This is a genomic window from Bradyrhizobium lablabi (assembly GCF_900141755.1).
Taxonomy (GTDB): Bacteria; Pseudomonadota; Alphaproteobacteria; order Rhizobiales; family Xanthobacteraceae; genus Bradyrhizobium; species Bradyrhizobium lablabi_A.
This window is the reverse complement of record NZ_LT670844.1, coordinates 4,402,822-4,428,486: the sequence shown is the minus strand read 5'-3', so window position 1 is coordinate 4,428,486 and position 25,665 is coordinate 4,402,822. Positions and strand designations below refer to the sequence as shown.

23 protein-coding genes are annotated in these 25,665 nt (G+C 61.9%); 3 read left to right on the top strand and 20 right to left on the bottom strand.

The features are described 5' to 3' along the window. Window positions 1–42: 42 nt before the first annotated feature. The 3 genes from B5526_RS20605 (at window position 43) to B5526_RS20595 (ending at window position 4,318) form a co-directional block, all read left to right on the top strand. On the top strand, window positions 43–957 hold the full coding sequence (locus B5526_RS20605) for a LysR family transcriptional regulator (protein WP_079541062.1): 915 nt from the start codon (window positions 43–45) through the stop codon (window positions 955–957). Between the two features lie 239 nt (window positions 958–1,196). Then, window positions 1,197–1,997, top strand: a complete 801-nt coding sequence (locus B5526_RS20600) for a CbbQ/NirQ/NorQ/GpvN family protein (protein ID WP_079541060.1) — start codon at window positions 1,197–1,199, stop codon at window positions 1,995–1,997. Next, on the top strand, window positions 1,994–4,318 hold the full coding sequence (locus B5526_RS20595) for a nitric oxide reductase activation protein NorD (protein ID WP_349642742.1): 2,325 nt from the start codon (window positions 1,994–1,996) through the stop codon (window positions 4,316–4,318). The genes B5526_RS20600 and B5526_RS20595 overlap by 4 nt, the downstream gene beginning before the upstream one ends. A gap of 174 nt (window positions 4,319–4,492) precedes the next feature. Here the strand turns inward: B5526_RS20595 and ureE are convergent, their stop codons facing one another. The 20 genes from ureE to B5526_RS20495 form a co-directional block, all read right to left on the bottom strand. Continuing rightward, entirely contained in the window at window positions 4,493–4,966 is a 474-nt protein-coding gene (gene ureE / locus B5526_RS20590) for an urease accessory protein UreE (protein ID WP_079541058.1), read from the bottom strand. 60 nt (window positions 4,967–5,026) lie between these two features. Then, on the bottom strand, window positions 5,027–6,046 hold the full coding sequence (locus B5526_RS20585; protein WP_079541055.1) for an alpha/beta fold hydrolase: 1,020 nt from the start codon (window positions 6,044–6,046) through the stop codon (window positions 5,027–5,029). 83 nt (window positions 6,047–6,129) lie between these two features. Beyond that, window positions 6,130–7,167 carry an aliphatic amidase gene (locus B5526_RS20580; protein ID WP_079541053.1) on the bottom strand — a complete coding sequence of 346 codons (1,038 nt, stop codon included), beginning with the start codon at window positions 7,165–7,167 and terminating at the stop codon, window positions 6,130–6,132. Between the two features lie 79 nt (window positions 7,168–7,246). Beyond that, complete coding sequence (urtE, locus tag B5526_RS20575) at window positions 7,247–7,942, bottom strand: urea ABC transporter ATP-binding subunit UrtE (RefSeq protein WP_079541051.1); 696 nt, start codon at window positions 7,940–7,942, stop codon at window positions 7,247–7,249. Then, a complete protein-coding gene (gene urtD, locus B5526_RS20570; protein WP_079541049.1) occupies window positions 7,942–8,688 on the bottom strand; it encodes an urea ABC transporter ATP-binding protein UrtD in 747 nt (248 codons plus the stop codon). Before urtD ends, urtE begins: the two co-directional genes overlap by 1 nt. A gap of 5 nt (window positions 8,689–8,693) precedes the next feature. Continuing rightward, the gene (urtC, locus tag B5526_RS20565; protein WP_079541047.1) at window positions 8,694–9,839 is read right to left on the bottom strand and encodes an urea ABC transporter permease subunit UrtC; all 1,146 of its coding nucleotides are present in this window, start codon (window positions 9,837–9,839) and stop codon (window positions 8,694–8,696) included. A 3-nt stretch (window positions 9,840–9,842) separates the two neighbouring features. Then, on the bottom strand, window positions 9,843–10,736 hold the full coding sequence (gene urtB / locus B5526_RS20560) for an urea ABC transporter permease subunit UrtB (RefSeq protein ID WP_079541044.1): 894 nt from the start codon (window positions 10,734–10,736) through the stop codon (window positions 9,843–9,845). Between the two features lie 66 nt (window positions 10,737–10,802). Next, the gene (locus B5526_RS20555; RefSeq protein WP_079541042.1) at window positions 10,803–12,062 is read right to left on the bottom strand and encodes an ABC transporter substrate-binding protein; all 1,260 of its coding nucleotides are present in this window, start codon (window positions 12,060–12,062) and stop codon (window positions 10,803–10,805) included. A gap of 275 nt (window positions 12,063–12,337) precedes the next feature. After that, complete coding sequence (locus B5526_RS20550; RefSeq protein WP_079541040.1) at window positions 12,338–12,946, bottom strand: ANTAR domain-containing response regulator; 609 nt, start codon at window positions 12,944–12,946, stop codon at window positions 12,338–12,340. Window positions 12,947–12,973: 27 nt separating this feature from the next. Continuing rightward, window positions 12,974–14,158 (bottom strand): transporter substrate-binding domain-containing protein, encoded by a 1,185-nt coding sequence (locus tag B5526_RS20545; RefSeq protein WP_244562011.1) that lies wholly within the window; start codon window positions 14,156–14,158, stop codon window positions 12,974–12,976. A gap of 170 nt (window positions 14,159–14,328) precedes the next feature. Continuing rightward, complete coding sequence (locus B5526_RS20540) at window positions 14,329–15,843, bottom strand: amidase (RefSeq protein WP_172842073.1); 1,515 nt, start codon at window positions 15,841–15,843, stop codon at window positions 14,329–14,331. Window positions 15,844–15,934: 91 nt separating this feature from the next. Then, window positions 15,935–16,690 (bottom strand): SDR family NAD(P)-dependent oxidoreductase, encoded by a 756-nt coding sequence (locus B5526_RS20535; protein ID WP_079541035.1) that lies wholly within the window; start codon window positions 16,688–16,690, stop codon window positions 15,935–15,937. Between the two features lie 65 nt (window positions 16,691–16,755). Continuing rightward, entirely contained in the window at window positions 16,756–18,270 is a 1,515-nt protein-coding gene (locus B5526_RS20530; protein WP_079541033.1) for an amidase, read from the bottom strand. 39 nt (window positions 18,271–18,309) lie between these two features. Further along, window positions 18,310–19,017, bottom strand: coding sequence for an ABC transporter ATP-binding protein (locus B5526_RS20525; protein ID WP_079541030.1), 708 nt, complete (start codon window positions 19,015–19,017; stop codon window positions 18,310–18,312). Then, complete coding sequence (locus B5526_RS20520) at window positions 19,014–19,739, bottom strand: ATP-binding cassette domain-containing protein (RefSeq protein WP_079541028.1); 726 nt, start codon at window positions 19,737–19,739, stop codon at window positions 19,014–19,016. Before B5526_RS20520 ends, B5526_RS20525 begins: the two co-directional genes overlap by 4 nt. Further along, window positions 19,739–20,812 carry an ABC transporter permease subunit gene (locus tag B5526_RS20515; RefSeq protein WP_244562010.1) on the bottom strand — a complete coding sequence of 358 codons (1,074 nt, stop codon included), beginning with the start codon at window positions 20,810–20,812 and terminating at the stop codon, window positions 19,739–19,741. Before B5526_RS20515 ends, B5526_RS20520 begins: the two co-directional genes overlap by 1 nt. Next, a complete protein-coding gene (locus B5526_RS20510) occupies window positions 20,809–21,675 on the bottom strand; it encodes an ABC transporter permease subunit (RefSeq protein ID WP_079541025.1) in 867 nt (288 codons plus the stop codon). Before B5526_RS20510 ends, B5526_RS20515 begins: the two co-directional genes overlap by 4 nt. 38 nt (window positions 21,676–21,713) lie before the next feature. Further along, window positions 21,714–22,937, bottom strand: a complete 1,224-nt coding sequence (locus B5526_RS20505) for an ABC transporter substrate-binding protein (RefSeq protein WP_079541023.1) — start codon at window positions 22,935–22,937, stop codon at window positions 21,714–21,716. Window positions 22,938–22,965: 28 nt separating this feature from the next. Next, window positions 22,966–23,964, bottom strand: a complete 999-nt coding sequence (locus B5526_RS20500) for an acetamidase/formamidase family protein (protein WP_079541021.1) — start codon at window positions 23,962–23,964, stop codon at window positions 22,966–22,968. Between the two features lie 49 nt (window positions 23,965–24,013). Beyond that, on the bottom strand, window positions 24,014–25,531 hold the full coding sequence (locus tag B5526_RS20495) for an amidase (protein WP_079541020.1): 1,518 nt from the start codon (window positions 25,529–25,531) through the stop codon (window positions 24,014–24,016). Window positions 25,532–25,665 lie beyond the last annotated feature (134 nt).

Genomic DNA, 25,665 nt, shown 5'->3' with positions numbered 1-25,665 from the left:
AAGGACGAAGAAATGAAATAGGTTATTTGTGATAGGCAAAGAATGGCCCAGATCCAGCTCACCGAACTGACCGCTTTTGTCGCGGTTGCCGAGCAGCTCAGTTTCACCAAGGCAGCGCTCAAGGTCGGGATCGCGCTGCCGACGATGAGCCAGGCCATCCGCTCGCTCGAGGAACGGCTCGGGGTCCGGCTGTTCAATCGCACCACGCGCAGCGTGGCGCTGACGGAGGCCGGCGACCGGCTGCTCGCAGAAATCCAGCCGATCGTCGAAGGCATCGATCACGCGCTCGAAAGCGTCAATCTGTTCCGCGACAAGCCGGTCGGAACGCTAAGGTTGGCGGCCTCGCGGCCATCCGCCATCAGAGTTCTGGCGCCGATGATCCAGCCGTTCCTCAGCGAATACCCCGCCATTCGCCTCGAGATAAGTGTCGATGACACCCACAGCGACATTGTCTCGGGCCGATTCGATGCCGGCATTCGTGTCGGTCACCGGGTTGAGCGCGACATGACGATTCTGCGCCTGCTGGATGATTTCAGGATGTTTGCCGTCGCCGCACCCAGCTATATCGCGCGCCACCCCAAACCATCCCTTCCCAGGGATCTGCACGTCCATAACTGCATCCGGTTCCGCACGCCCTGGGACGGCTCGATCCAGCCCTGGATTTTCAACAACGGCCGCCAGCATACCGAGCTCGCCGTCGAAGGCTCATTGACCGTCAATGATCTCGAGCTGTTGCTAAGCGCCGCGCTCGATGGTGTCGGCGTCGCCTATCTCGCGGAGCCGATGATCGAGCAACACCTCGCGGAGGGCCGGCTGGTGACGCTGCTGGAAGGCTGGAGCTGCACGCTGCCGGGCATTTTCCTCTATCACCCGAGCCGCCGCCAAACGCCGATGCCGCTGCTGGTGTTTCTAAAGTTCATCGAGAAGTGGCGAAAGCACACATTGCATCGGCGATAGGAGGGATGGCGGCGTGGTCGCCCGTCACGCCGCATAAATTCTGAGCCGCCGGATCACTTGTGCAAGATCGCGATTAGCGGTCTAATGATATCGAGGCGTTTTGAGAAACGCCTGATTGCGCGCTCCAGGGCCGTGGCGCGCCCATAAGGCGATGCTTGCCCAACCCACTCGCGGTGGGGGAGGAGAGGTCTTCACATTGGCGGGCGGCTTTCCCCCACGCACAATCCGTGGAGACGCGCATGAACCTCGATGCCTACAAAATCCTCGCCGAGCCGTTTTATCAGCCGGTCGGCGACGAAATCGCGGTGTTTGAGGCGGCCTTCGCCGAGCGCCTGCCGGTGATGCTGAAAGGGCCGACCGGATGCGGCAAAACCCGCTTCATCGAGCACATGGCGTGGCGTCTGAAGAAGCCGCTGGTGACGGTGGCGGCCCACGAAGACATGACCGCCTCAGACCTCGCCGGCCGCTATCTGCTCGAGCCGGACGGCACTGTCTGGCACGACGGCCCGCTGACGATCGCGGTCAGACATGGCGCGATCTGCTATCTCGACGAAATCGTCGAAGCGCGGCAGGACACGACTGTCGTGATCCATCCGCTAACCGATACGCGGCGAATCCTGCCGCTCGAAAAGCACAACGAGATCGTGCCGGCGCATGCCGATTTCCAGCTGACGATTTCCTACAACCCCGGCTATCAGAGCGCCGTGAAGGATTTGAAGGAATCGACGAAACAGCGTTTCCTTGCGATCGATTTCGGCTATCCGCCGCCGGCGGTCGAGGCCGCGATCGTGGCACGCGAGGCCGGAACCGATGTCGATCTCGCCGGCACCCTGGTTGCGATCGCCGAGCGGTCGCGCAACCTGCAAGGCCACGGCCTCGACGAAGGCGCCTCGACCCGCATGCTGATCCATGCCGGAAGATTGGTGCGTGCCGGACTGCCGCTTGAAGCCGCGGTGCGCTCGAGTATCGTGCTGCCGATCACCGACAATCACGATATCCGCGAAGCACTCAGTGCGGCGATCGAGGCCTGCATCCCGTGAGTGCGGCGCTGCGACCGGTATCGCTGCGGGTCATTCCTTCGCCCTCGGACGGCGCCGTCCGGCGCGTGCATCTGTTGATGCGCCAACGCGACGCGCTGCGGCCGCTGTTTCGCCTGGCCTGGGACAATCTCGCCGGCCGCTTTGAGGCCGACGAACTCGAGGGCTGGGCGGCGGGCGTGCTCGCGCTCGCCGATGTCAATGCCGGCCCGTCGTGCCTGGTCGCGTTCTGGGAGATCAGCCGAAATCATCCGACTGAAGAGGGCATCGCGTCACTGATCGCGGGTGCGCATACGGCTACGAATATCTGCCGCCACGCCGGCGCGCAGGCAACCGCCGCGACCATCGTATCAGCGGCCGTCGCGCGGCGTATTCTGCGCGCCGGCCCAAATCTCGCGCGCTGGTGGCGCACCATGGACGAGCTTGCGCAGCGCGCGCCGGAATCGGTCGAGCCGGTGGCATCGCGCATGGGCGAAATCCTTGCCGCTGCCAACATCTATGCCTTCGAGAGTTTTGTCGCCGCCGGGTTGAAACTGGCAGGCAGCGACAAGCGCAAGCGGCTAAAATTCTTCACCCTGCAGGATGAGCTGGCGCGGCGGCTGATCGAGCGCGCCTCGGCCGGCGTCGGTTTCGCCGAGACCGAGCGCCAGACCAAGGCGTTCGTGACGTCCTTATGGGGACGGCCGCCGCTGCTGCGCAGTTTTCCCGCCGACACCGGTCAGGCACCGCAACGCCGGGCGGGAATCGCAGGGCCCTTGATCCGCATGCCCGAGATCTATCGCGGCGTGCAGGGCGAGGCGGCGTATTCTTTATATAAGGCAGCCGCGGCGCACGCGCAGGCGCACCTGGTGTTCGGCGGCGCGCGTTTTCCGGTGGGAACGCTAAAGCCGCTTCAGGTCGCGCTGGTCACTTTGATCGAGGACGCCCGCATCGAGTTGCTGGCGATGCGCCAGTTGCCCGGATTGCGCAAATTGTGGTCGCCCTACCATGTCGCCGTGGCGGCCGGCGTCGCCACGGCGCCCACGCTGCTCGCGCGACTCGCCCGCGCGCTGTTTGATCCCTCTTATGATGACGACGACAGCTTTGTCGCCAAGGGGCGAATGATGTTCGAGGCTCGGCTGCCGCGTCTCGAAGACGCCGCCATCAGCCGCGAGATCGGGATGTTGCTGGGCAACGATCTCGGCCAGATGCGCGTGCAGTTCAACGCAAAGACCTATGTCGTCGAACCGGTCTATCGCGACGACGGTCTTGGCTTGTGGGATTTTGGCGACGAGGCGCCCTCTTCCGGCGAGACGCTCGATCTTGCCGTCGACGCCGCGCGCGTCGAGCCGCGGGAGGATCCGGATCAAACTTCGATACGTCCTGATCTGCAGGAGGACGCTGGTAAAGTAGGCCGCGCGCGGCCGGTCGCGCGGGACCAGCGCGGCATCGTGATCGCAAAATATCCGGAATGGGATCGCGCGCACGACGTCGAACGCCCGGAATGGACGACGGTGCGCGAGGTTCTTGCAAAGCCTGGTGATCCGCGGCTGGTGGAAGAGGCACTCGAACGCGCGGACGTGTTGCGCAACCGGATCCGGCGATTGGTGCGGGGTGTGCGCGTCGGGCGGACCATCCGGTTAAAACGGCAGCTCGAGGGCCACGATCTCGATCTCGATGCGGTGATCGACACCGGCATCGCGCTGCGCTTGCGCGAGGAGCCGGACCCGCGCGTCTTTCGCGCCACCACCTCCAGGCACCGCGATCTCGCGGTTTTGCTTTTGCTCGACATCTCCGAATCGACGCGTGATCGCCTCGCCTCCGGCGCTTCCGTCCTCGAGGTCGAGCGGCTCGCGGTTGCGGTTCTCGCCGAAGCGATGAGCGCGCTGGGTGATCCCTTCAGCATGCTCGCCTTTGCCTCGAACGGCCGTGACGACGTCGAGATGACAACGGTGAAGGGTTTTGGCGAGCCTTATGATCGCGCCTGCGTCGGGCGGCTGGCCGCGTTGTCCTCGGGCTTGTCGACGCGGCTCGGCGCAGCATTGCGCCATGCCGGCGAAGTGATCAGCCACGCCCGCAGTTTCCGGAAGCTGGTGATCGTGCTGACCGATGGCGAGCCGTCCGATATCGACGTCGCCGACCCGCTCGATCTCGTCGAAGACGCCCGCCGCGCCGCGGTTGGACTGCGCGCGCGCGGCATCGACGGCTTCGGCGTGGTGCTGGGCTCGGGCGCGATGAATTCGGCGTCACGCATCTTCGGGCGCGGCAACACCATGCTGGTGCCGCGGGTGGAGGATTTGCCGGCGCGGCTGTCCGAACTCTATTTCCGCCTGGCGCGGCGGTGACGGATACTTCTCCCTCGCCCCGCTCTTGCGGGGAGAGGGTTGGGGTGAGGGGCTCTCTCCACGATTCGGACTCGCGGATAGTCCCCCTCACCCGGATCGCAAGTGCGATCCGACCTCTCCCCGCAAGCGGGGAGAGGCAAGCACCTCGCTCTTCGATTCAACCCATCCCACGGATCAAAGCGCGTCGGCGCCCGTGTCCTCTTCCAGAACGCTCATGCCGACCCGGCGCGACCAGATCAATTCGCCCAGCCGAACCGCATAATTCTCCGGTCGGCCTTCGATCGCCACCAGGAGCGCCTCGCCCTCGAAGCGGACCCGCCAGTGCAAATTGCCGACCTGATAGCCGAGTTCGATCGCGTCGTTGAGCGAGCGCGGCTCGAGTCGGAGCCACCGCCGGTTGGCGGCGCGAACGACGATGGCGTGGACGTCGTCCAGCAGCAGCACCGCGCCATCGAACAATTTTTGATGCCGCGGCAACGCGATCTTGAGCTCCTCGCCACCGCGGGTGATCGTTGAAAGCTGTTGCCGCTCCAGGTCGGCAGCGGAAAGCTCGACGATGTCGACGGCGTTATGGTGCTCCAGACGATGGATCCGCTCAGAGAATGCTGGTTCAAGGCGGCTGCCTAGAACATGGCTGATGTTCAGCATGCCCAGATATCCTTCCCGGAAAACGATAAGGCGCCGGAACTTTGATTCCGACGCCTGCGCCTACGATGCAAGTAGCTCTTTCAGCTTCGCATCGATGAATTCGACATCCTTCGGGTTTGTTCCGGGTCCTCCCGCGAAATGACCCCAAACAGACGGAACGGGGACAAATTTGCCGTTCGGCATATTCGCCACCTCGAACTCGCTATCTTCAGGCGGAAAATAAAGATCGGTCTGGCCAGGCATGACATAGGCCTTGGCCTTGATCGCGCCGAGCGCCTTCTTGAAGTCGCCGTTGTAGAGCTCGTTGTCGCTGATGTCGCCATTCTGCCAGGTCCACAGCATGGTCAGGAGATTGTTCGGGTCCTTCGGCAGAAAAAATCCTTCCCAGAATGCCACCAGAAAATCTTCCAGCGAGGAGTAGCCCAACGTCTCGAGATCAAGCTTCTGACGATAGAAGGCTTGCGAAAAGCCCCAGCCGGCATAGACGCGCGCCGCGGCGCGCAAACCCCGTTGCGGCTTCTCGGTGTACCAACCCTCGTTCCATGCAGCGTCCGCGGTAAGCGCCGCCTTGACGCCCTCCAGAAAGACAAAATTGTGACGCGAGCATTTGGCCGAGCCGCAGAACGGCGCGATCAGGTCCATCATGCCGGGATAGAGCGCGCCCCAATGGAACGTCTGCAGCGCGCCCATTGACCAGCCGGTCACCAGCCGGATGTGCTCGATGCCGAATTTCTCGGTGACGAGACGGTGCTGCGCACGCACATTGTCGTAGGCCGTCACCTGCGGAAAGCGCGGGCCGTTATAAGGCTCCGGCGTGTTGCTCGGCGACGATGACAGCCCGTTGCCGAACATGTTTGGGATGATGATGAAGTATTTATTCGGATCGAGCGCGCGGCCCTCGCCGATCAGCCATTCATTGTCGTAGTGCTGGCCCGAATACCAGGTGGGATAGACGATGACGTTGTCCTTGCTCGGGCTGAGCGTGCCGAATGTTTTGTACGCCAGCTTGCAGTCGCGCAACATCGCGCCGCGCTGCAGTTTGACGTCGCCCAGATTGTAGATCTCGTAGTCGAGACTCATGGCAATTGCCTTGCTTCTTGTTCATGGACATCAGGCATCGCGCGCCGGCGCGAGAGCCGCCGGCGCGGACGTCTTCGCATCGCTCAGCGATGCGCGGCCACCTTGTGCGGAATGCCCTCGATCGGCGCTTCCTCCGTTCCGACGGTGGTGCGGGTGAAGGACTCCACCATCTCCCGCGTCCCTTCCGGATCGGCGATCCATTTGTTGTAGAATTCGTAAGGGCACGCCGCGACACCGCGGTCGCCTTCGCCGGAATTGATCATTCCGGTGTAACCACGATGCACCAGCTTGAAGAGATGATTTTCGGATTGGCCGTTCTTGCGGGCGTCGCGGATCAGCATCTTGGACAATTGCGCGTACTGGATGCCGTATTCCTCTTCGCCGCATTCGCCGAGCGTGCGGCCGTCGAAGCCGATGATCGCCGAATGGCCGAAGTAGGAATAGACGCCGTCGAAGCCGGCGGCGTTGGAGACCGCCACGTAGCAATTGTTGGCCCACGCCATCGCCTTCGCCATCACCACCTGCTGGTCCTTGGCCGGATACATGTAGCCCTGACAGCGCACGATCAGCTCGGCACCCTTCATCGCGCAGTCGCGCCAGATCTCGGGATAATTGCCGTCATCGCAAATGATCAGCGAAACCTTCAGGCCCTTGGGTCCTTCGGAAACGTAGGTGCAGTTGCCCGGATACCAGCCTTCGATCGGCACCCAGGGCATGATCTTGCGATATTTCTGGACCACCTCGCCCTTGTCGTTCATCAGGATCAGCGTGTTGTAGGGCGCCTTTTTCGGATGCTCCTCATGGCGCTCGCCGGTCAGCGAAAACACGCCCCAGACTTTTGCCTTGCGGCAGGCTTCCGCAAAGATCTCGGTCTCCTCACCGGGCACCACCGAGGCCGTCTCGTACATCTCCTTGGAATCGTACATGATGCCGTGGGTCGAATATTCCGGAAAAATCACCAGATCCATGCCGGGCAGGCCGGTCTTCATGCCGACGATCATGTCGGCGATCTTTTTCGCATTGGCCAGCACTTCCGCCTTGGTGTGAAGCCGGGGCATTTTGTAGTTCACGACGGCGACGCCGACCGTGTCGTTGCTCGAAGAAATATCGCCGTGCAGCATGTTGCTCTCCTTGCGGTTGGTAGACAGTTTTGAACTATTTTCTCGTCAGTCGTGCTGAACCCCTCAAGATGATCCCGCGTCACACCGCCATGTGCCGATGGACCATGTCGTCGCTTAACTCATCGATCGCGCCGGACACCACAATCCGCCCTTTCTCCATCATGGCAAAATAGTGCGCCGCCTGGCGCGCAAAGGCGACATTCTGCTCCACCAGCACGACGGTCAGGCCGACTTCGCGGTTGAGACGAATGATGACGGCTTCGATTTCTTCGACGATCGAGGGTTGGATGCCTTCGTTCGGCTCGTCGAGCAGGATGATCTTGGGTTGGGCTGCAAGCGCGCGCGCTATCGCGAGCTGCTGCTGCTGTCCGCCGGAGAGAACGCCGCCGGCGCGTTCGAGATTGTCCATCAGATAGGGGAACAGCTCCGGCACCAGTTCGGGAATCTCCCGCTTTCCGTCGGGCCGCGCGAACGCGCCCATCAAAATATTCTCGCGGATCGAGAAGTCGGGAATGATCTCGCGGCCCTGCGGCACATAGGCGATGCCGGCGCGGGCGCGGCGGAACGTCGGCTCCTTGCCGATTTCGGTTCCCTCGAGATTGATCTGGCCTTCCATGCGGTCAGTGAGACCCATCAGCGTCTTCAACAGCGTGGTCTTGCCGGTGCCGTTGCGGCCGAGCACCGCCGTCACCTTGCCGATCGGGATGTCGAGACACACCGCATGCAGGATGTGGCTGCGGTCATAGAAGCTGTTGACGTTGGTCAGTTTCAGCATCAGCCGATCCCCTTCGAACCGAGATAGGCTTCACGCACTTTTGGATTGGTCTCGATCTCCTCAACATTGCCCTCCGCAAGCACCGCGCCGAGATGCAGCACGGTGATGCGCTCGGCGATCTCGCGCACGAACGCCATGTCGTGCTCGACCACGATCAGCGTGTGCTTGCCCTTGAGGCTGTTGACGATCTCCGAGGTCTTATGGGTCTCCGCCTGCGTCATGCCGGCCGTCGGCTCGTCGAGCAAAATCACCTTTGGATTTTGCGTGATCAGGAGGCCCAGCTCGAGCCATTGGGTCTGGCCGTGGCTGAGATAGGCCGCGAGCCGGTTGGCTTCCTCAGTCAGGCCGATCAGCTCGAGCACGCGGTCGACATCGCGCGCCTCCTTGGCAAAACCAAAGCGCAGATTGGCGAGCACCGCGGGATTGCGGCAACTGGCGACTTCAAGATTGCGGCGCACCGTCAGATCCTTGAAGACGCTTGGAATCTGAAATTTTCGCCCCACGCCAGCGCGCGCGATCTTGTGCTCTTCCCAATTGGTGATTTCAGTGTCCCGCAGGAACACACGGCCTTCCGTGCTTTTTGTCTTGCCGGACACGAGGTCCATCAAGGTGGTCTTGCCGGCGCCATTAGCGCCGAGCAGCACGCGAAGCTCGCCCTCCTCGATCGTCAACGACACATTGTTGACCGCCTTGAAGCCGCCGAAGTCGACACCAAGTCCATCGATCGTGAGCGCGACCTGAGCCATGACGCTCACTCCGCCAGTTGCGAGGCGTCGGCGGCGCCGACGATACGTTGCGACGGCGCCTTGCGGCGGGTGAGGAGGCGATCGACCAGATCGTGCGCGAGGCCGGCAAAGCCGCGCGGCAGATACAGGACAACCAGAACAAAAATCAACCCGATGATGACCTTCCACGCCTCGGCAAAACCTTCGGTCTCGCTGACGGTCGCCGAAATCATGTTGATGACGATGGCGCCGATGCAGGCCCCCAGGATCGACGAGCGCCCGCCGACCGCGGCCCACACCACCATCGTGATCGAGAAGGTGAGGTCCATGAAGGTGGGCGAAGCGAATTCCGACACCACGACGTAGAACATGCCGGCAAGGCCCGCGATCCCCGCCGATACCGCGAAGAAGAACGTCTGGTACAGTGGCACGTCGAAACCGAGATAGCGCGCACGATTCTGGTCGTCGCGGATCGCCTGCAGGATCAGGCCGGCCCTGGTTTCGATCAATAATCGCGCGGCGGCGAGCACCAGGCACAGCGCAATGGCGACGAAATAATAGGTCGGGACGATGTAGGGATCGAACTCGAACTCGCCGATCTTGAACCAGCCTAAATCAGTGAGCCCATTAAAACCGTTGGTGACTGGCTGCGCGTCGATCACGACAAGTCGCACCAATAGCACCAGCGCCAGCGTGATGATCGAAACGAACACGCCGGCGATGCGCTTGCGGAACACGATGGTGCCGATCAGCGTGGCAATCGCGACCGGCAGCACCAATCCCATGAAGACGCCGAACCATTGATGCTGGAACGGCAGCCACAGGAAGGAAGCCTTGTTGATGCAGCACAGTTCGGTGGGCGCGCCGGGCTCGGCATTCCACAGCATGAAATCCGGCACCGGCTTGTCGGAGCCCTGCTGCAGGCTGGTGGGACTGGCGAGTTTTAACGACATCGCCAGCATGTAGGCGCCGGCGCCGAAAAACAGTCCCTGGCCGAGATTGAGGATGCCGGCATAGCCCCAGGACAGCGCCACGGCGACGCCGAGCATGCCGAACACCAGATATTTGGCGATGCGGTTGAGCCAGAACGGATCGAGCAGCAATGGCGCGCACATGATGAGCGCGAAGAACGCCAGGTAGATCGCGATTTCGACGCGCTGTTTTTCGGACATCGCTCAGCGCCCCCTAAGCGAAAACAGGCCCTTGGGCTTGAGGATGATGATCATGATCACGACGCCGAACACCACCGCCCGCGCCAGGATGTCGTTGGTGCCGGCCGCGACCAGACCATTGATCTCGCCGAGGATGCCGGCGGAGAACACCGACCCGAGCAGGCTGCCGACGCCTCCCATCACCACAACCATGAACCCGTCGACCACCATCGGCGTGCCCATGTCCGGAAAAACCGTCTTGAAGCCGGACATCATCACGCCGGCGACGCCGGCCAAACCAGAACCGAGCGCGAAGGTCAGCGCGTTGACGCGGGCGACGTCGATACCGCAGGCCGCGGCCATCTTCGGATTGCGAATGATCGCCCGCACCTGGGTTCCGAACGGTGTGCGATACATGATCAGCCAGGACAGGGCGGTCAGCACCGCGGTCACCACGATGATGAAGGCGCGATAGCGGTTGATCTCGGCGCTTCCGAGCATAAACGTCCCCTGTAGCGACAAGGGAACGCTGACGTTTTGCAGGCCCGGGCCGAGGCCTGCGATATGGATGCCGAAGAACGACAGGCCGAACTCAAGCCGCACCGCCTGTTGAATCAGGATCGCGATGCCCCAGGTCGCGAGCAGCGTGTCGAGCAGGCGGCCGTACAGCCGGCGCACGATGAGGCGCTCGATGGCGAGCCCGATCAGCGCCGTCACCGCGAACGCGATCGGGATCGCGGCGAAGATATTCAACCCCAGCCAGATGCCCGTGAGCACCGTGACATAGGCGCCGATCATCACCATCTCGCCATGGGCCATGTTGATGACGCCCATCGCGCCATAGGTGATGGCAAGACCGAGCGCCACCAGCAAAAGGATGGAGCCGAGGCTCAGGCCGATGAACAGGACTTCGAGCATTCAACGCCACCTCGCAACAATCGTCTACCGTGCAAAAGCGCACGGTAGACGGTCTTGATGCCAACCTCAGATCTTCAGCTTCGACGTATCGAGCCCCTTGGCGGTGCAGAACAAATTGCTCTCGGTCTCGCCATAGGCGACGTAAGGCAGCGGGATGGTCGGCTCCTTGTAGGCGTCGATGATCTTGCCCTGGCCGTCGGGGAGCCACTGCGCGATCCGCGGCGTCAAATAGGTGTGCAGATTGTCGGGATCGATTTTCACATGGCCGTTGGGCGCGTCGAATTCCTGGCCCTTCACAGCATCCCTGATCGCGGTCGGCGTTATTTCCGCGGCTTTTTCGACCGCCTGCTTCCACAGGAAGACCTGGAAGTAGGATGATTCCAGCGCGTGATGCGTCACCGCCTTGGGGTCCTTGACGAAGGCGCGGTAGCGCTCGACGAACGCCTTGTTGCGATCGGTGTCGATAGCCTGGAAGTAGGGAAACGACGTAAAACTTCCGACCGCATATTCCGGCCCCATCGCCGCGATCTCGATCTCGGAGGTGACCGTTGCGCAGATCGGCAATTTATCGTGGGTCAACCCCTGGTTCTTGTATTCGCGATAGAAGGCGACGACGGAATCGCCGACCACGTTCGAGAGCACGACGTCGCAGCCCGAACCCTTGATCTTGTTGACCATCGAGCCCCATTCGGAATGGCCGAGCTCGAGATATTCGTCGGCGATCCACTCGCCGCCGTTCTTCTCGATCAGGATTTTTGAGACCTTCGCCATCTCGCGCGGGTAGATGTAGTTCGAGCCGACGATAAAGAATTTCTTCTTGCCGAGCGTCTTGATGATCCAGGGGATGAAGTTCGAGAGCTGCTGATTGGGAACGGCGCCGGTATAGACCACGTTCTTCGAACACTCGAAGCCTTCGTAGTAGGTCGGATAGAAATACAGATTGTTGCGCTTCTCGAATACCGGAAGCACGGCCTTGCGGCTCGCCGAGGTGTAGGATCCGAACACCGTCGGCACCTTGTCCTGGATCACGAGCTTTGAGGCTTTCTCGTTGTAGGTTTTCGGATCCGACGCGCCGTCCTCGACGACGGCGCTGATCTGCATGCCTTTGACGCCGCCGGCGGCATTGATCTCGCTGATCGCCATCAACGTCGCATCATGCAGCGATTTTTCGATGATCGAAAGACCGCCCGTGAGCGAAAACAAGACGCCTACATTCACCGTTCCCGCGGCGCGTACCGGACTAGAGATGATGATGTAGGGCGATGCAAGTGCGCCGGTGGTCGCAAGCACGCTACCTTTCAAAAACTTACGCCGATCAATCGACATCGTGACACTCCCCTTATGGCCACCCCGCAGCTGGAGGCAAGCCGGCTCCGTTCGCGCAGAAGGCGCGTTGTTTCGAACCGAAAAAATTCCAGATTCCCCCGAGGCCAGCGGACTCAGATCCGAGCCGTGCCGATTCCCGGTCGCCAAAAACAAAAAAGCCCGACAGATCCTTGCGAATCTTTCGGGCTTACCTAGCCAAGCCAAACCAACGTCACTGGTGGTCCGGCGATGGCTGCGATCAGAGCTTCATCGCCCCATCGCAGCGCAGCACAAAACTAAACATCTTTTGCGCGATACTGCAAGAGTTCATTTGCGTGAATGATCGCGGCCGCCATGTCGTCCATCGACAATCGCTTCGCCATCGCCTGGCGGCGAATGCTTTCGTACGCTTCGGCTTCGCTCAAGCCCTGGCCGTCCATCAGGATCGCCTTGGCTTTCTGAATTCGCTGCAGACCTGAAAGTTTGCGCTCCAGTTTGCGGATGCGCTTGTCGGTCTCGCGTTTCTCCAGCCAGATGCTGCGGGCGATGGTCAGATTGGTGAGCAGGCCGAAGGGGCGGATCGGCCGCTCGATGACGGCAACCGCTCCGGCCTCCAAAACCAATTGAAGTGTCGAGGGATCCTCATAGCCGACGACCGCGATCAGCGTCGGCCGCGGCCCGTCATTCGATTTCAGCAGGCGTTGAATATCGCCGCGGACGTCATGTTCGATGGCCAGCAGCATCACGTCCGAACTGCCGGTCCAGCAATCCGGCACCGGCCATTGCGTCTCGACCATGCAGCCGATGCGGCGAAGATGCTCGACCAGCCTGACGCGTTCATTGTCGGGCGGATGCACGACCTGCACGCGCAGGCCACGAAGATCGCGAAGGATTTGGATCGCCACCGCCGCCTGCTCCCCGCGCTCAGAACCTCAGTGGCTGACCGTTTGAAGATCGTCCATCGACCAGTCGTCAAGGCTCTGTACGACACAGTAGGGGTCCGGCTTGATCCGAACACCAGGATTCCAGACCGTCTGGAATCGACCGAATCTGTCCAGCCGCGCGATCCGCGGCCAGAGATAGGTGTGGTTGTTTTCCGGATCGATCCGGACCCGGCCCTGCGGTGCGTCGAACTCGGAATCGCGCAACTCCTGCAGCACCCGCTCCGGATCGTCCGAGCCGCAACGCGCCAGCGCCCGCATGGCGAGATGCAGCTGGAAATAAGCGGCTTCCGCGCCAGCCGTGACCGGCGCATCGGGTCCATATTTTTTCTTGAAGCTTTCGACGAAACGCCGCGCCGAGGGCGAGGACGACGTCTCGAAGAACGGCGCCGCGGTGATGTGGCCTTCGGCGGCCTCGGGATGCATCTCGGCGACTTCGGCTTCGCTGGTGGTCAGGCTTGCGATCGGCATCTTCGCCGGATCGAAGCCGGCATGGCGATAGGCCTCGTAGAGTACCGAAGTACCCCGTCCCACCACGGTCGAGAAGATCACATCCGGCGAAGTCTTCTTGATCCGGTGGATGACCTTCTCGAAATCGCGTGTGGCCGCTTCCAGCGGAACGTAAATCTCGTCCAATACCTTGCCGCGGCCCTGCACCACGAAATCGGCCATCAGGCGGTTGGATTCGTAGGGGTAGATGTAGTTCGATCCGACCAGCAGGAAGCGATTACCGTAAGTGGACAGCAGGAATTTTGCGAGCTGCAGGGAGTTCTGGTTCGGCGCGGCTCCCGTGTAGATGCAGTGCCGCGAATACTCAAAGCCCTCGTAGAGCGTCGGATAAAACAACAGGCCGCGATGGCTTTCCACCACGGGCAGCACCGCCTTGCGGGTGCTGGACATGTAGCAGGCGAATAACAAGCGGATGCGATCGACCTGGAACAGCCGTTCCGCCAAGCTGCGAAACTGCTTCGGGTCGGAGGCCGGATCGTAAATCACGGGCTCGATCATGCGGTCGAGCACGCCGCCAGAGGAATTGATCTCCTCGATCGCGAGCAGCGTCGCATTTAGCTGGGATTGTTCGACCGCGGCAGTCACCCCTGTCTGGGAGAACAACACCCCCACGCGCCACGGAGCATCGGTATTTTCGCTAAAACTCATGAGCCTGACGTAGACCATCTGATGGAAAGATCGGGACGACCTTACGTCAGATTGCAGGAAACTCAAATCGCCAGCCCAAAGCCAGCCCGCATCGCGTCGCCGGGCTCGGCATCCCGCGATCAATGCGATGACGCCTGCCAGACCGTCGACGCTGCGTGCGCTGCACCGATCAGCCGCGGCGCGCGGGTTCAAATCGAAAGAGGCATCTTCCAGCCACCAAAGGTTTGTTCGAGATGTTGAACGAGCGCGAGCGCGACGTCCTCTCGCCACGGCCGCGCGGCTACCTGGACACCGATCGGCAGGCCTTCCGGCGAGGTGCCGATCCGCACCGTCGCCGTCGGCCAGCCGGTCAGGTTATGCATCTGCGCGTAGCCGAACCCGATCCGCTTGTCGTCGTCGAAACCAGTCCCGTGCAAGAGCGCCGGATAGGGCATCACGGGCGACAGCAACGCGTCGTAATTCTCGATGAAGCGCAGCATCGAATTGCGAAACAGATCCCATCTGGCGAACGCACTCAGGGCCTCCGTGGTGTTGGGCATCGCGGGTGCGACGGCAACCGCCAGCGCCCGCTCGAACATCGGCGAGATCTCGTTGGTGCCGACGCTTTTGAGGAACGCGCGTGTGCCGGCGCCGCCGTCGCCGCGACTGATATCGAGATAGACGGTGCCGGGTTTTGCCGCATCGGGCGGCCGGCTTTCCTCGACCTTGATGCCGGCATCCGCGAACGCTTTTGCGGAATCGCGGACGGCGGCGATGATTTCCTTGGTCGGGGTGGCGACGCCATCGTCGTCGAACCAGGCAATCTTCAAATCGCGCAAAGCCACTTTCGAGGGATCGCCGAGCGGCATTCCGACGATCGAATGATCGCGAAAATCGGGGCCGGCGATGATCGGCAGCGCCAAAGCCAGGTCCTTTACCTTGCGGGCAATCAGGCTGACGTGAAACACCGGATTGCGCGCGCCGAGCGGAAGGGGAAATTGCCCGGTCCGCGGCACGCGGCCTGAGGTCGGCTTGATCGCGGCAAGCCCGCAATAATGCGCGGGGATCCGGATGCTGCCGCCGGCATCGGTGCCGAGGCCGAGCGGCGAACCGCCGGCCGAAATGATCGCGGCCTCGCCGCCGCTGCTGCCGCCCGGCGTGCGCGTCAGATCGTAGGGATTGTTGGTCCGCCCGTAGACCAGATTGTCGGTCTCGGCCGCGCCGGCGAGTTCGGGCACGTTGGTCTTGCCGAGGATGATGCCGCCCGCCGCGCGCAGCCGCGCCACCGCTGACGCATCGGCCTTGGGCACGTAATTGGCCCTGCCCTTGGTGCCGCCGGTGCAGATCACCCCACTGGTTTCCAGCGTGTCCTTGATGGTGATGGGAACGCCGTGCAGCGGGCCCTTGATTTCGCCGCGGGCGAGCGCGGCGTCGGCTTCATCAGCCTCCTTGCGCGCCGCCTCCGCGGTGAGTTGAACCACCGCGTTGAGTTTTGGATTGACCTTGGCGATCCGCTCCAGATGCGCTTCGACGACAGCTTTCGAGCTCAGCGCTTTCGATCGAATGGCTTCGGCGAGTTCGCTGGCCGAGGCCGAGGTGATGCCGTCGCTCGACAGCGCCGCAGCCTCAGCGGAATCGATCAACGACGTTCGGTGCGCCACCGCCGCCGCACCGACAAGCGCGACCGTTCCCATAAATTCTCGCCGCCCAATCTTGTTGCTCATTGCCGTCCAATCTCTGGTCTGGTTCGAGGAGAGAGCGGCCATTTCAGGTCGCTCACGATTTTATCGTCTGTCCCGGGATCCGGCGAAATCGCTACACGGCCTTGGTAAGGGCACCGTCGATGATCAGATTGGTGCCCGAAATGCGGCTTGCGATAGGGCTCGCCAGGAAGACGACGCCGGCAGCGACTTCCTGGGCCGTGCCCATCCGCCCGGTCGGGTTCAGCGACATCGCGGTCTTGTAGAGATCGGGCATGCCGCGCTCGATGTTCTGCCAGATGCCGCCTTCAAAATAGGTATTTCCGGGCGACACCGCGTTGACGCGGATGCCCTTGGCGATCAACTGGTTGCTGAGCCCCTTGGCGTAGTGAATGAGCGCTGCCTTGAAGGCGCCGTAGGAGCCGGCGGCGAAATCAACCTCGAAACCCGACACGCTGGAGACGATGACGATCGAAGCGGATTTGGATTTCTCCAGATAGGGTGTCGCCGCCGCGACCGAATTGACGGTATGCATCATGTCGGTGCGAAAGGATTTTTCCCAGGTCTCCGGCGTATCGCCGACCGCGAGCGCTGAGACATTGCAGACGATGCAGTCGATGCCGCCAAGCGCGCCGGCCGCGCCCTCGATCCATTGCTTCAAGGCCGCGGGGTCGGCGACATCGACCGCCTTGCCCCATGATTTGACGCCCTTCGCGGCGAGCGACTTGATGACGTTGCCGACCTCGTCGGCATTACGCGCGCAGATCGCGACATTGGCGCCTTCGTCGGCAAACAGTTCGGCGATCGCAAGTCCAATGCCTTTGCTGCCGCCGGTGACCAGCACGCTCTTGCCCTTTAATCCCAAATCCATCGTCGCCTCCGTTGCTGCCTGATGGAGCGGCCCGCCACCGTATGCGGCGGGCCGCGTCGCTTGCGCTACATTTTGGTCCAGTCGCCGGCGCTCTCGAATGCCGAGGCGGCGCGGTAGATGGTCGGCTCGTCCCAATATTTGCCGATCAGCATCAGCCCGATCGGCAGGCCGTCGCTCATGCCGCAGGGAAGGGACATCGCCGGATGCCCCGTGGCGTTGAACGGCGCGGTGTTGGGGACCATTTCGAAGGCGCGCTGGATATAAAGTTCGCGCGGCGCATCCGGCGGCGGCAACGGCGTTGCCTTCATCGGCAAGGTCGGCATCAGCAGCAGATCGTAATTGCTGAGCGCCGCATCGTATGCCGCGCGCAGCTTGCGGTTCAGGTTCTGCGCCTTGGCATAGAAATGACCGCGATAATGCTTGGTGAAATATTGACCGAGCAACATGGTGACCTTGAGGCTGTCGGACAATTCGTCGGCGCGGTGATGCCAGCCGGAATGGGCATCCAACAACGTCGTGTTATAGAGACCGCGCCAATTGGTCCCCATGCCGTTGCCCTTCATCATGAACTCGGTGGCGCCTTCGGCCGCGATCGGCAGCCAGATTGCGGGGGCCACGAGATGCATCGGCACCGATACTTCTTCGACGGTGGCGCCGAGATCTCTGAAGAGTTTCGCGCCCGCCTTGACCTTGGCGTCGACGTCCGCCTCCGAGCTCGGATGGCCAAAGCCTTCCTTGACGACGCCGATGCGCAATCCCTTGACACTGCCGCCGAGCGCTTCGGTGTAGCTCGAAACTTTTGGCGCATACTGCCGAGGATCGAGGCCATCCGCGCCCGCCAGCACTTCCAGGAGAAGCGCATTGTCGCGCACGGTTTTGGTCATCGGTCCGGTGTGATCGAGGGTGAGCTCGATCGGCATCACACCGGTATAGGGCACGAGACCGTAGGTTCCCTTCATCCCGTAGATGCCGCTGAAGGAAGCCGGAATCCGGATCGATCCGCCCTGGTCGCCGCCAATCGCCATGTCGGCTTCGCCGGTTGAAACCACCACCGCGCTGCCGGATGACGAGCCGCCGGCCGAATAACCCATCTTGTGCGGATTATGGACGGGACCGGCTGCACCGGTGTGGCTGCCGCCGGAGAAGCAGAAATATTCGCAATGCACCTTGCCAAGGATGGTGCCGCCGGCATCGAGGATGCGGGTGACGATGGTGGCGTCGGTGTCGGGGATATAGCCTTCCAGCGTCGAGGCGCCGTTCATCATGGGCACGCCGGCGAGGCAGACATTGTCCTTCAGCGCGACGGTCTTGCCGGCGAGCTTGCCGCTGGCGGCGCCCTTGACCGTGGTCTTGACGTACCAGGCGTTGTGTTTGTTTTCCTCGCCCTCGGGGCGGTAGCCCGGCGTCCGCGGATATTTCACCGGCGGAACATAATCCGGCATCGCATCGACGGCATCGTAGGCGGCGTAATTTGCCTGCAACAGGCCGTCATAGGATTTAAGCTCCGCTTCTCCCATATGCATGCCGAGGTCTTCGGCGACGCTGCGCAATTGATCGAGAGTGGGTCTTCTGACTGCCATGGTCCGTCTCCCTGTGATTGCCGCTCGCTGGTTCGAGCGTTAGGTGGTGATTCCGATGAATTCTCCGACCAGACTTGGATCGCCGAGATCGCCCGGCTGCACTTCCCGTGTGATGGCGCCTTTTTGAATGATGAGGATCCGCTTCGAGAGCGCGGCGATGAAATCGAGGTTTTGCTCGACCAGGATCATGGTCAGGCCGCTATAGTCGCGCAGCCGCAGCAACACCTCGACAATCTCGTCGATGATCGAGGGCTGGATGCCTTCGGTCGGCTCATCGAGCAAAATAAGGCGCGGCTTGCCGCAGAGGCAGCGGGCGATCGCGAGCAATTGCTGCTCACCGCCGGACAGCGCGCCGCCGGAGCGGTCGAGCAGTCGCTTGAGGCGGGGAAACTCCTCCAGCACCTCGGCGATGATGTCTTGCTCGGCGCCCGCCTGCTTGCTGCAGCCCATCCGCAGATTGTCGTGGACCGAAAGCCCGGGAAAAATCTCGCGGCCCTGCGGCACATAGCCGAGGCCGAGCCGCGCGCGGCGAAATGGCTCGGCCGCAGTCAGGTCGGCGCCGTCGAGCCGGACGTGGCCGCCGGTCGCCGGCAAAAATCCCATCAGCGCTTTCAATAGCGTGGTCTTGCCCATGCCGTTATGGCCGAGGATGCCGATGAACTCGCCTTCCCTCACCGCAAAGCTGATCCCGTTGAGGATCGGAATGCGGCCATAGCCGGTGCGCAGTCCCTGGACATTGAGCATCATGCGGCCGCCGCCTGTTTGCCGAGATAGATGTCGCGCACCAAAGGATTGCGCAGGATGTTCTCCACGTCATCCTCCACCAGCACGCTGCCCTGATTGAACACGGTGACCTTCTTGGCGATCATGCGGATGAACTGCATGTCGTGCTCGACCACGATCAGCGCCTTGCTGCGATTGATCTCGCGCACGAGCTCGGCGGTCTTGTTCACCTCTTCATGCGTCATACCGGCGGCGGGCTCATCGAGCAGGATCAGTTCCGGATCGGTCGACAATACGATGCCGAGCTCGACCCATTGCCGCTGACCGTGGGCGAGCTGCCCGACCAGGCGATTCGCCGCGGCGGTGAGGCCGATGCGCTCCAGCATCTCGTCGACCACTTGATTGACGCGCTCTCTGGAATGGATGCGGCTTGCCGAAAGCCAGATGTTCTCGCGCACGCTCAGACCATCGAACACGTTCGGCACCTGGGTCTTGATGCCGATGCCCATGCGCGCGATCTGGTGGGCGTGGGCGTTGGAAATGTCATAGCCGCGGAACAGCACGTGGCCCTGGCTCGGCTGCAACTGTCCGGTGAGCATTTTGAAGAAGGTGCTTTTGCCGGCGCCGTTCGGGCCGATCAGGCAGCGCAATTCGCCTTCGTCGAGGGTAAAATTGACGTTGCGCACCGCATGGACGCCACCGAAGCGCATGTTGAGATCGCGGGTTTCGAGCAGCGGCGCGGCCATCAGCCCTCCTCCGCCTGTTTCGGCTTGAGGTGTGTGGCCACGCGCCTGCCGCGCGACCGCAGCAGCCATTGCCCGAAATCGCCGAGCGTCGGCACCAGGCCTTTCGGCACCAAGAGCACGAAGGCGATCAGGATGATGCCGAGGATCAGCGGCGCGTTGGCCAATATTTTGGACCACCAGTCCGACCCGGCGGGCTGGTTCGCCCCAAGCGCGGTAGTGAGCCACTGGATGCCGATGCAGCCGACGATCGGGCCGATCAAGGTACCGCGTCCGCCGACGATGACCCAGATGATGATCTGCGCCGATTGCGCGAGACCGAAAATGGTCGGGCTGACAAAATTGCCCCAATTCGCAAACAGACAACCGGCAAAACCGGCGAGCGCGCCGCCGATGGTGAAGGTTGCAAGTTTCCAGGCGCGGGGATCGTAACCCAGAAGCTCGGCGCGCCGTTCGTTTTCGCGGATGCCGACAATGATGCGGCCAAACTTGCTCGCCAGCAACAATCGCAGTCCGAAATAGGTCGCGAGCAGGGAAGCGGTCGCGAGATAAAACATTCCTTCCAGATCGATCGCGGCATTCCTGTTGCCGGGATAATTCAGCGGCGGTATTCCGGGAATGCCGTTAAACCCGCCGAGCCGCGCGGTGCCGATGTGGAATTCCGGGCCGGCGGTGGAGTTCACCGAATTGAACAGGATCAGCGTCACCGTCAGGGTGATGACGCCGAGATAGACGTCGCTGATGCGGCCATAAAACATGAAATAGCCGAGCAGTGCTGCGAACGCCGCCGGCAGCGCGATCGCCAGCAGCAGGGGAACGGTGCTTTCGCCGATATTGAACATGGCGATCGCATAGGTATAGGCGCCCAGTCCAAAGAAAGCCGATTGGCCAAAGCATAAAATCCCGCCGTAACCCCAGATCAGCGCCAGGCTGAGCGCGAGGATTGCCATGATCATGTAGACGGTGAGTTCGAGCACCGTATCGAGCTCGGCAACGCGCGGCGTCAGGACCAGGAAGGCGAGGCCGACGATGCCGACCAGCGCCAGACCAAGAAGATTGAGGGTGCGACCGTTCACAGGCCTCTCCGGAAGAAGCGGCCCGTAATGCCCTGCGGCAAAAGGCGGATCAATACGATGGCGGCAGCAAGCAGCGCCACTTCGCCGAACACCGGCGTGGTGGCAAAGGTCGCGATCTGGTTGATGGTACCGAACAGCGCGGAAGCGGACACCGTTCCGCTCAGGATCGCAGCACCACCGCCGATCACCGTGATGAAGGATTTTGCGACATAGGCGACGCCGATGGTCGGGAAGACGCCGGAGACCGGCGCCAGCACCGCGCCGGCAAGGCCGGACAACGCGGCGCCGATGCCGAAGGTGACGGCATAGACCAGCGGCGGATTGACGCCGAGTGCGGCGGCCATATTGGCGTTCTGCATGGTGCCGCGGGCGATCAGGCCAAGCCGCGTCCAGCGCATCACCGCGAAGATCGCGCCCAGCACGACGATGGCGACCGCGATCACGAACAGCGTGTAGCCCGAGGTGCGATAGGCGCCGATCTGGAAGCTGCCGAGCGGCGCCGAGATGCCGACCGTGGTGTTGCCGAAGATCGCCGTGGTCAATCCGACCAGAAACAGGCTTAAACCCCAAGTCGCCAGCATGGTGTCGATCATGCGGCCGTAGAGAAAGCGAATGATGGTCCGCTCGACGATGACCCCGATGATGCCGACGACAACAGGCGCCACCACCAGGATCGCGATCCAGATGCTGATGCCGTGGCTGGTGGCGACGATCGCCGCATAGCCGCCGAGCATCAAAAATTCGCCATGGGCGAGATTGATCACCCGCATCATGCCGAAGATGATCGCCAGCCCGACGCTGATCAGCGCCAGGCTGGCAACGGCGTAAACCACCTGGATCGCCAGGAGAGCAACGAGGTCCACGTTCACCTTTCCAAAAAATCCGACGGCTTGAGCTGCCCTCAGATCTTGATCACATATTGCTGGTTGTCGTTCGGATTCTTGATGAGATCGCACACCGCGGCGGTATCCGCGGGCTTCTGCTGCGCAAAATCTTCCAGTACCTTGAGCTTCTTGTCGCTGACCTCGGCGATGTGCACGTCGAGCACGCAATGATGGGTCGGCGGGTCGATCGTGACCTTGCCCGAGGGCGCATCGATGCTGATGCCGGTTTCCAGCGCTTCGGTGACTTTGATGCGGTCAATGCTGCCGGCTTTCTTGACCCCCTCCGCCCACAAACGAAAACCCTGATAGGTCCCCATCGCGAGTTCGGTGATGTTGGGATAATCGGCGCCGAAGCGCTTCAGGAAAGACGCAACGAAGGCCTCGTTGGTCTTGTTCTTCAGGTCCTGGAAATAATTGTAGCAGACCAGCATGCCGTTGCATTCGTCCGGCGACAGCACGATGTGCTCGTTGCCGACGGCGAACGTGGTCGAGGCCATCGGAATGCTCTTGCGCATGCCGGCCGCGGCCCACTGCCGATAGAAGGAGATATGCGCGCCGCCGACCAGCGCCGACCAGACGAAGTCCGGCTTCGCGGCCTGTATTTTGGAGATGGTCGGGCCGAAATTGGTGACATCGAGCGGGAAGAAATCGATCGAGGCGACTTCGCCGCCGTTTTCGGTGACGTATTTCTTCACCCATTGCGAGGTGATCTGGCCGTAATTGTAGTCGGCCGCGACGACATAGACCTTCTTGCCCCACTTCTTCATGGCATGAGGCACGAGCTTTTCCACCGTCTGCGCCGGCGTCACGCCGGTGTCGAACTGATTGCGGTCGCAAACGCCGCCTTCATATTGGGTGTTGTAGAAATACAAAGTCTTGAAGCGGTCGAGCACCGGGCGGATCACCTCGCGCGAGGCGGAGGTAATGCCGCCATGCACGACGGCAACCTTGTCCTTCAGCGCCGCCTGCTGCGCGAACTGCGTATAAAGTTGCATATTCGACTGGGTATCGTAATTGATCAATTTGATCTGCTTGCCGAGCAGGCCGCCGGCCGCATTGGCTTCCTCTACTGCGAGCGTTAGCGCATCGACCATCGGCTTGCCGTAAATGTCGAGCCCGCCGGAGAGATCGTGGATGCTCGCGACGTTGATCGGATCGTCCGCGAAGGCACTGGAGCCAAACATGCCGGCAGCGGCGGTCGCGGCCGTGCTTTGTAGAAATCTTCTGCGATTGAGCTTCATTGCCCTACTCCTCGTTGTTGCCGATACGTCATGAGACCAGATATTTTTTCAAAATCGACGCGCCCATGGTGTATTTCGGATCGACCATGTTGCCGAGCCTGATACGGCCGGCCTGGCTGAGCAGCATGTAGGCGTCGATCTCATCGAAGCCGTAATCGGCGCTCATCCAGCGCACCAATTCGCGATAGGCGATGCGCGCGGCATCTTCCAGCGGCCGGGCGCTGCCGATCGTCATCAGGAAGTTTTGCGTCTCGAGCCGCGGCCACGCAAAACTCCAGCCCTTGATGACGTCGACCTGCAGAGTGACAGTGGCGCGCTGTTCGATCGCGACCCCCGACAATTCGCCGTCGCCCTGGGTAGCGTGGCAATCTCCGACGTACATAAGTCCGCCTTTGGCGTGCACCGGAAAGTAAAGGATAGCGCCGGGCGCGACATCGGGTAAATCCATGTTGCCGCCGTGATAGTCCGGCTGCAGCGAGGAGATCGCTTCGATTTCCGGCGATACCCCGATGGTGCCGATGAAGGGTTCGTAAGGCAGCGTGATCTTGTCGCTCCAGCGCACGCCGTTTTTGTCGACGTGCATTTTCCGCACCCGCTCCGGCAACGGCTTGTTGAGCATCGCGGTCGCCGCCGTTCCGACCAGGCCGCCGAATTCCGGGATGATGCAGGTGGTGCCGGCGGGCTGCGCGCCGCGGGTCTCCACGGCATGGATATGGATGGCGAGGCAATCGCCTTTCTCGACGCCGTTGACGGCAACCGGGCCGCATTGCGGGTTGAGAAACGGAAACACCAGTTTCGCGGTCGGGCTGTCGGTTTCGCTGGTGATGACGCCGCCGAAAGCGTCTTCGGTCTCCACCACGACGATGTCGCCGGGATTGATCGTGAGCACCGGTTTTGCGTAGGGCCCGTAGACATAATGAAAGTCGCCTTGGGCCTCGATCGAGAGTTCGTGACGTTTGCCGGCCTCGCCTTTGGCAAGGCCGCGCTTCGCCATGATCGAACTTTTGAGCCAGGGGTCGTTGCTCATCGCGCTATCCTTAGATCGTCCGGGCCTTTTAGAGTGACAAAACCTCGCGCTAGTTCAACTTCCAGTCGCCAGCCGCCTCAATCGCGGAAGCAAGCTGGATCAGGGTGGTTTCCTCGAAGTGACGCCCGACCATCATCAGGCCGACCGGCAGACCGTTGACACGGCCGCATGGCACGGTGAAGGCAGGATGCCCGGAGACGTCGAACGAGCAGGTGTTGGCCTGCATATTCAGTGCCACATCGATCGCGGTGCCGAGCGGCGCGTCGGCCGGCGGTATGGGCGTTGCCGTGAACGGGATCGTCGGCATCGCCAGGGCATCGTATTTTTCCAGCGCAGCATCGTAGGCGCGGCGCACCAGCACCCGCAGGTTCTGCGCCTTGGAATGGTATCGGCCGTGATAATTCCGATGCATATATTCGCCAAGCATCAGCACCAGTTTCACGGTCGGCGAGACGTCGTTGAGCCTTGTGCCCATGCCGCGGGCAAAGGCTTCCTGCATCGAAAGCGGATAATAGCCCTGGATGTTGTTGCCGACGCCGTAACCTTTCAGCATCATTTCGGCTGCGCCTTCCAGGATGACGCCGCTCCAGACATGCGGCCCGTCGAGATGCCAGGGCACCGAGACCTCCTCGGCCTCGACCCCGGCCTTGCCCAGTGCCGCGATGGTGGCGCGCACCTTTTCATTGACCGCGGGATCGCTTTCGGGATGGCCGAACCCTTCCCGCAAAATGCCGACGCGCAAGCCTCGCGCCGGTTTGCCCAGCGCCGCCATGTAGTCGCCGGTTCGGGCCGAGATCGTTCGGGTGTCCCAGCCGTCATGGCCTGATATCACCGTGAGCAGCCGCGCCACGTCTTCGACGGACGCGCCCATCGGGCCGCAATGATCGACAGAATAGCTGATCGGCATCGAGCCTGTGGTCGGCACCAGTCCCCAGGTCGGCTTCAAGCCATAGATGCCGCACCAGCTCGAGGGCGTGCGGATCGAGCCGCCCTGGTCGCCACCAAGCGCCATCGGCACCTCGCCGGCCGCAACCAGCGCCGCACTTCCGCCCGATGAACCGCCGGCGCTATGAGCCGGGTTATGCGGATTGCGGATCACGCCGCTCGCGCAAGTGTGGCTGGCGCCGGAAAAACACAGATCCTCGCAGGCCGCCTTGCCCGCGATGGTGCCGCCGGCTTCCAGAATGCGCGTTACCACGGTGGCATCGAGTTCCGGGACATAGCCTTCGAGCAGCACCGAGCCGTTCATCATCGGGACGCCGGCGACGCAGATGTTGTCCTTGATCGCGACCTTCTTGCCGCTCAAGAGGCCTTCGGCGGAGGTCTTGATATTCGTCTTCCAGTACCAGGCGCCGTAGGGATTTTCCGCTTGCGCAGGCCGGTAGCCCGGCGAGCGCGGCGCGACCGGTGCCAGCGCCGGCGGGACCAGTTCGTCGAGCCGTCCATAGGAGGCGAGCGGTCCCTTAAAGGCCTGCTGAAAGGCCACGACCTCATCGGCGGTGAGGACGAGACCGAAATCGGATCCGAGGTTATCGATTTGCTCCAACGTCGGAAGGCGTACACCCATGCTTCACCTACTTCTTGTCGTCTGGAACACAAACGAAAAAAGCCACCCGTGGCCCGAAAAGGCCCCGAATGGCATCCATGCCGCTGCTATCAATGGTCGCGTAGGTTTACGTTGCAGAACGAAGCTTTTTAGAT

What these genes read in the sequence shown, in the direction of transcription:
- B5526_RS20605 (WP_079541062.1), top strand. Translation starts at nt 43, where the DNA reads ATGGCCCAGATCCAGCTCACCGAACTGACCGCTTTTGTCGCGGTTGCC.
- B5526_RS20600 (WP_079541060.1), top strand. Translation starts at nt 1,197, where the DNA reads ATGAACCTCGATGCCTACAAAATCCTCGCCGAGCCGTTTTATCAGCCG.
- ureE (WP_079541058.1), bottom strand. Translation starts at nt 4,966, where the DNA reads ATGCTGAACATCAGCCATGTTCTAGGCAGCCGCCTTGAACCAGCATTC.
- B5526_RS20585 (WP_079541055.1), bottom strand. Translation starts at nt 6,046, where the DNA reads ATGAGTCTCGACTACGAGATCTACAATCTGGGCGACGTCAAACTGCAG.
- B5526_RS20580 (WP_079541053.1), bottom strand. Translation starts at nt 7,167, where the DNA reads ATGCTGCACGGCGATATTTCTTCGAGCAACGACACGGTCGGCGTCGCC.
- urtE (WP_079541051.1), bottom strand. Translation starts at nt 7,942, where the DNA reads ATGCTGAAACTGACCAACGTCAACAGCTTCTATGACCGCAGCCACATC.
- urtD (WP_079541049.1), bottom strand. Translation starts at nt 8,688, where the DNA reads ATGGCTCAGGTCGCGCTCACGATCGATGGACTTGGTGTCGACTTCGGC.
- urtC (WP_079541047.1), bottom strand. Translation starts at nt 9,839, where the DNA reads ATGTCCGAAAAACAGCGCGTCGAAATCGCGATCTACCTGGCGTTCTTC.
- urtB (WP_079541044.1), bottom strand. Translation starts at nt 10,736, where the DNA reads ATGCTCGAAGTCCTGTTCATCGGCCTGAGCCTCGGCTCCATCCTTTTG.
- B5526_RS20555 (WP_079541042.1), bottom strand. Translation starts at nt 12,062, where the DNA reads ATGTCGATTGATCGGCGTAAGTTTTTGAAAGGTAGCGTGCTTGCGACC.
- B5526_RS20545 (WP_244562011.1), bottom strand. Translation starts at nt 14,158, where the DNA reads ATGGTCTACGTCAGGCTCATGAGTTTTAGCGAAAATACCGATGCTCCG.
- B5526_RS20540 (WP_172842073.1), bottom strand. Translation starts at nt 15,843, where the DNA reads ATGAGCAACAAGATTGGGCGGCGAGAATTTATGGGAACGGTCGCGCTT.
- B5526_RS20535 (WP_079541035.1), bottom strand. Translation starts at nt 16,690, where the DNA reads ATGGATTTGGGATTAAAGGGCAAGAGCGTGCTGGTCACCGGCGGCAGC.
- B5526_RS20530 (WP_079541033.1), bottom strand. Translation starts at nt 18,270, where the DNA reads ATGGCAGTCAGAAGACCCACTCTCGATCAATTGCGCAGCGTCGCCGAA.
- B5526_RS20525 (WP_079541030.1), bottom strand. Translation starts at nt 19,017, where the DNA reads ATGATGCTCAATGTCCAGGGACTGCGCACCGGCTATGGCCGCATTCCG.
- B5526_RS20520 (WP_079541028.1), bottom strand. Translation starts at nt 19,739, where the DNA reads ATGGCCGCGCCGCTGCTCGAAACCCGCGATCTCAACATGCGCTTCGGT.
- B5526_RS20505 (WP_079541023.1), bottom strand. Translation starts at nt 22,937, where the DNA reads ATGAAGCTCAATCGCAGAAGATTTCTACAAAGCACGGCCGCGACCGCC.
- B5526_RS20500 (WP_079541021.1), bottom strand. Translation starts at nt 23,964, where the DNA reads ATGAGCAACGACCCCTGGCTCAAAAGTTCGATCATGGCGAAGCGCGGC.
- B5526_RS20495 (WP_079541020.1), bottom strand. Translation starts at nt 25,531, where the DNA reads ATGGGTGTACGCCTTCCGACGTTGGAGCAAATCGATAACCTCGGATCC.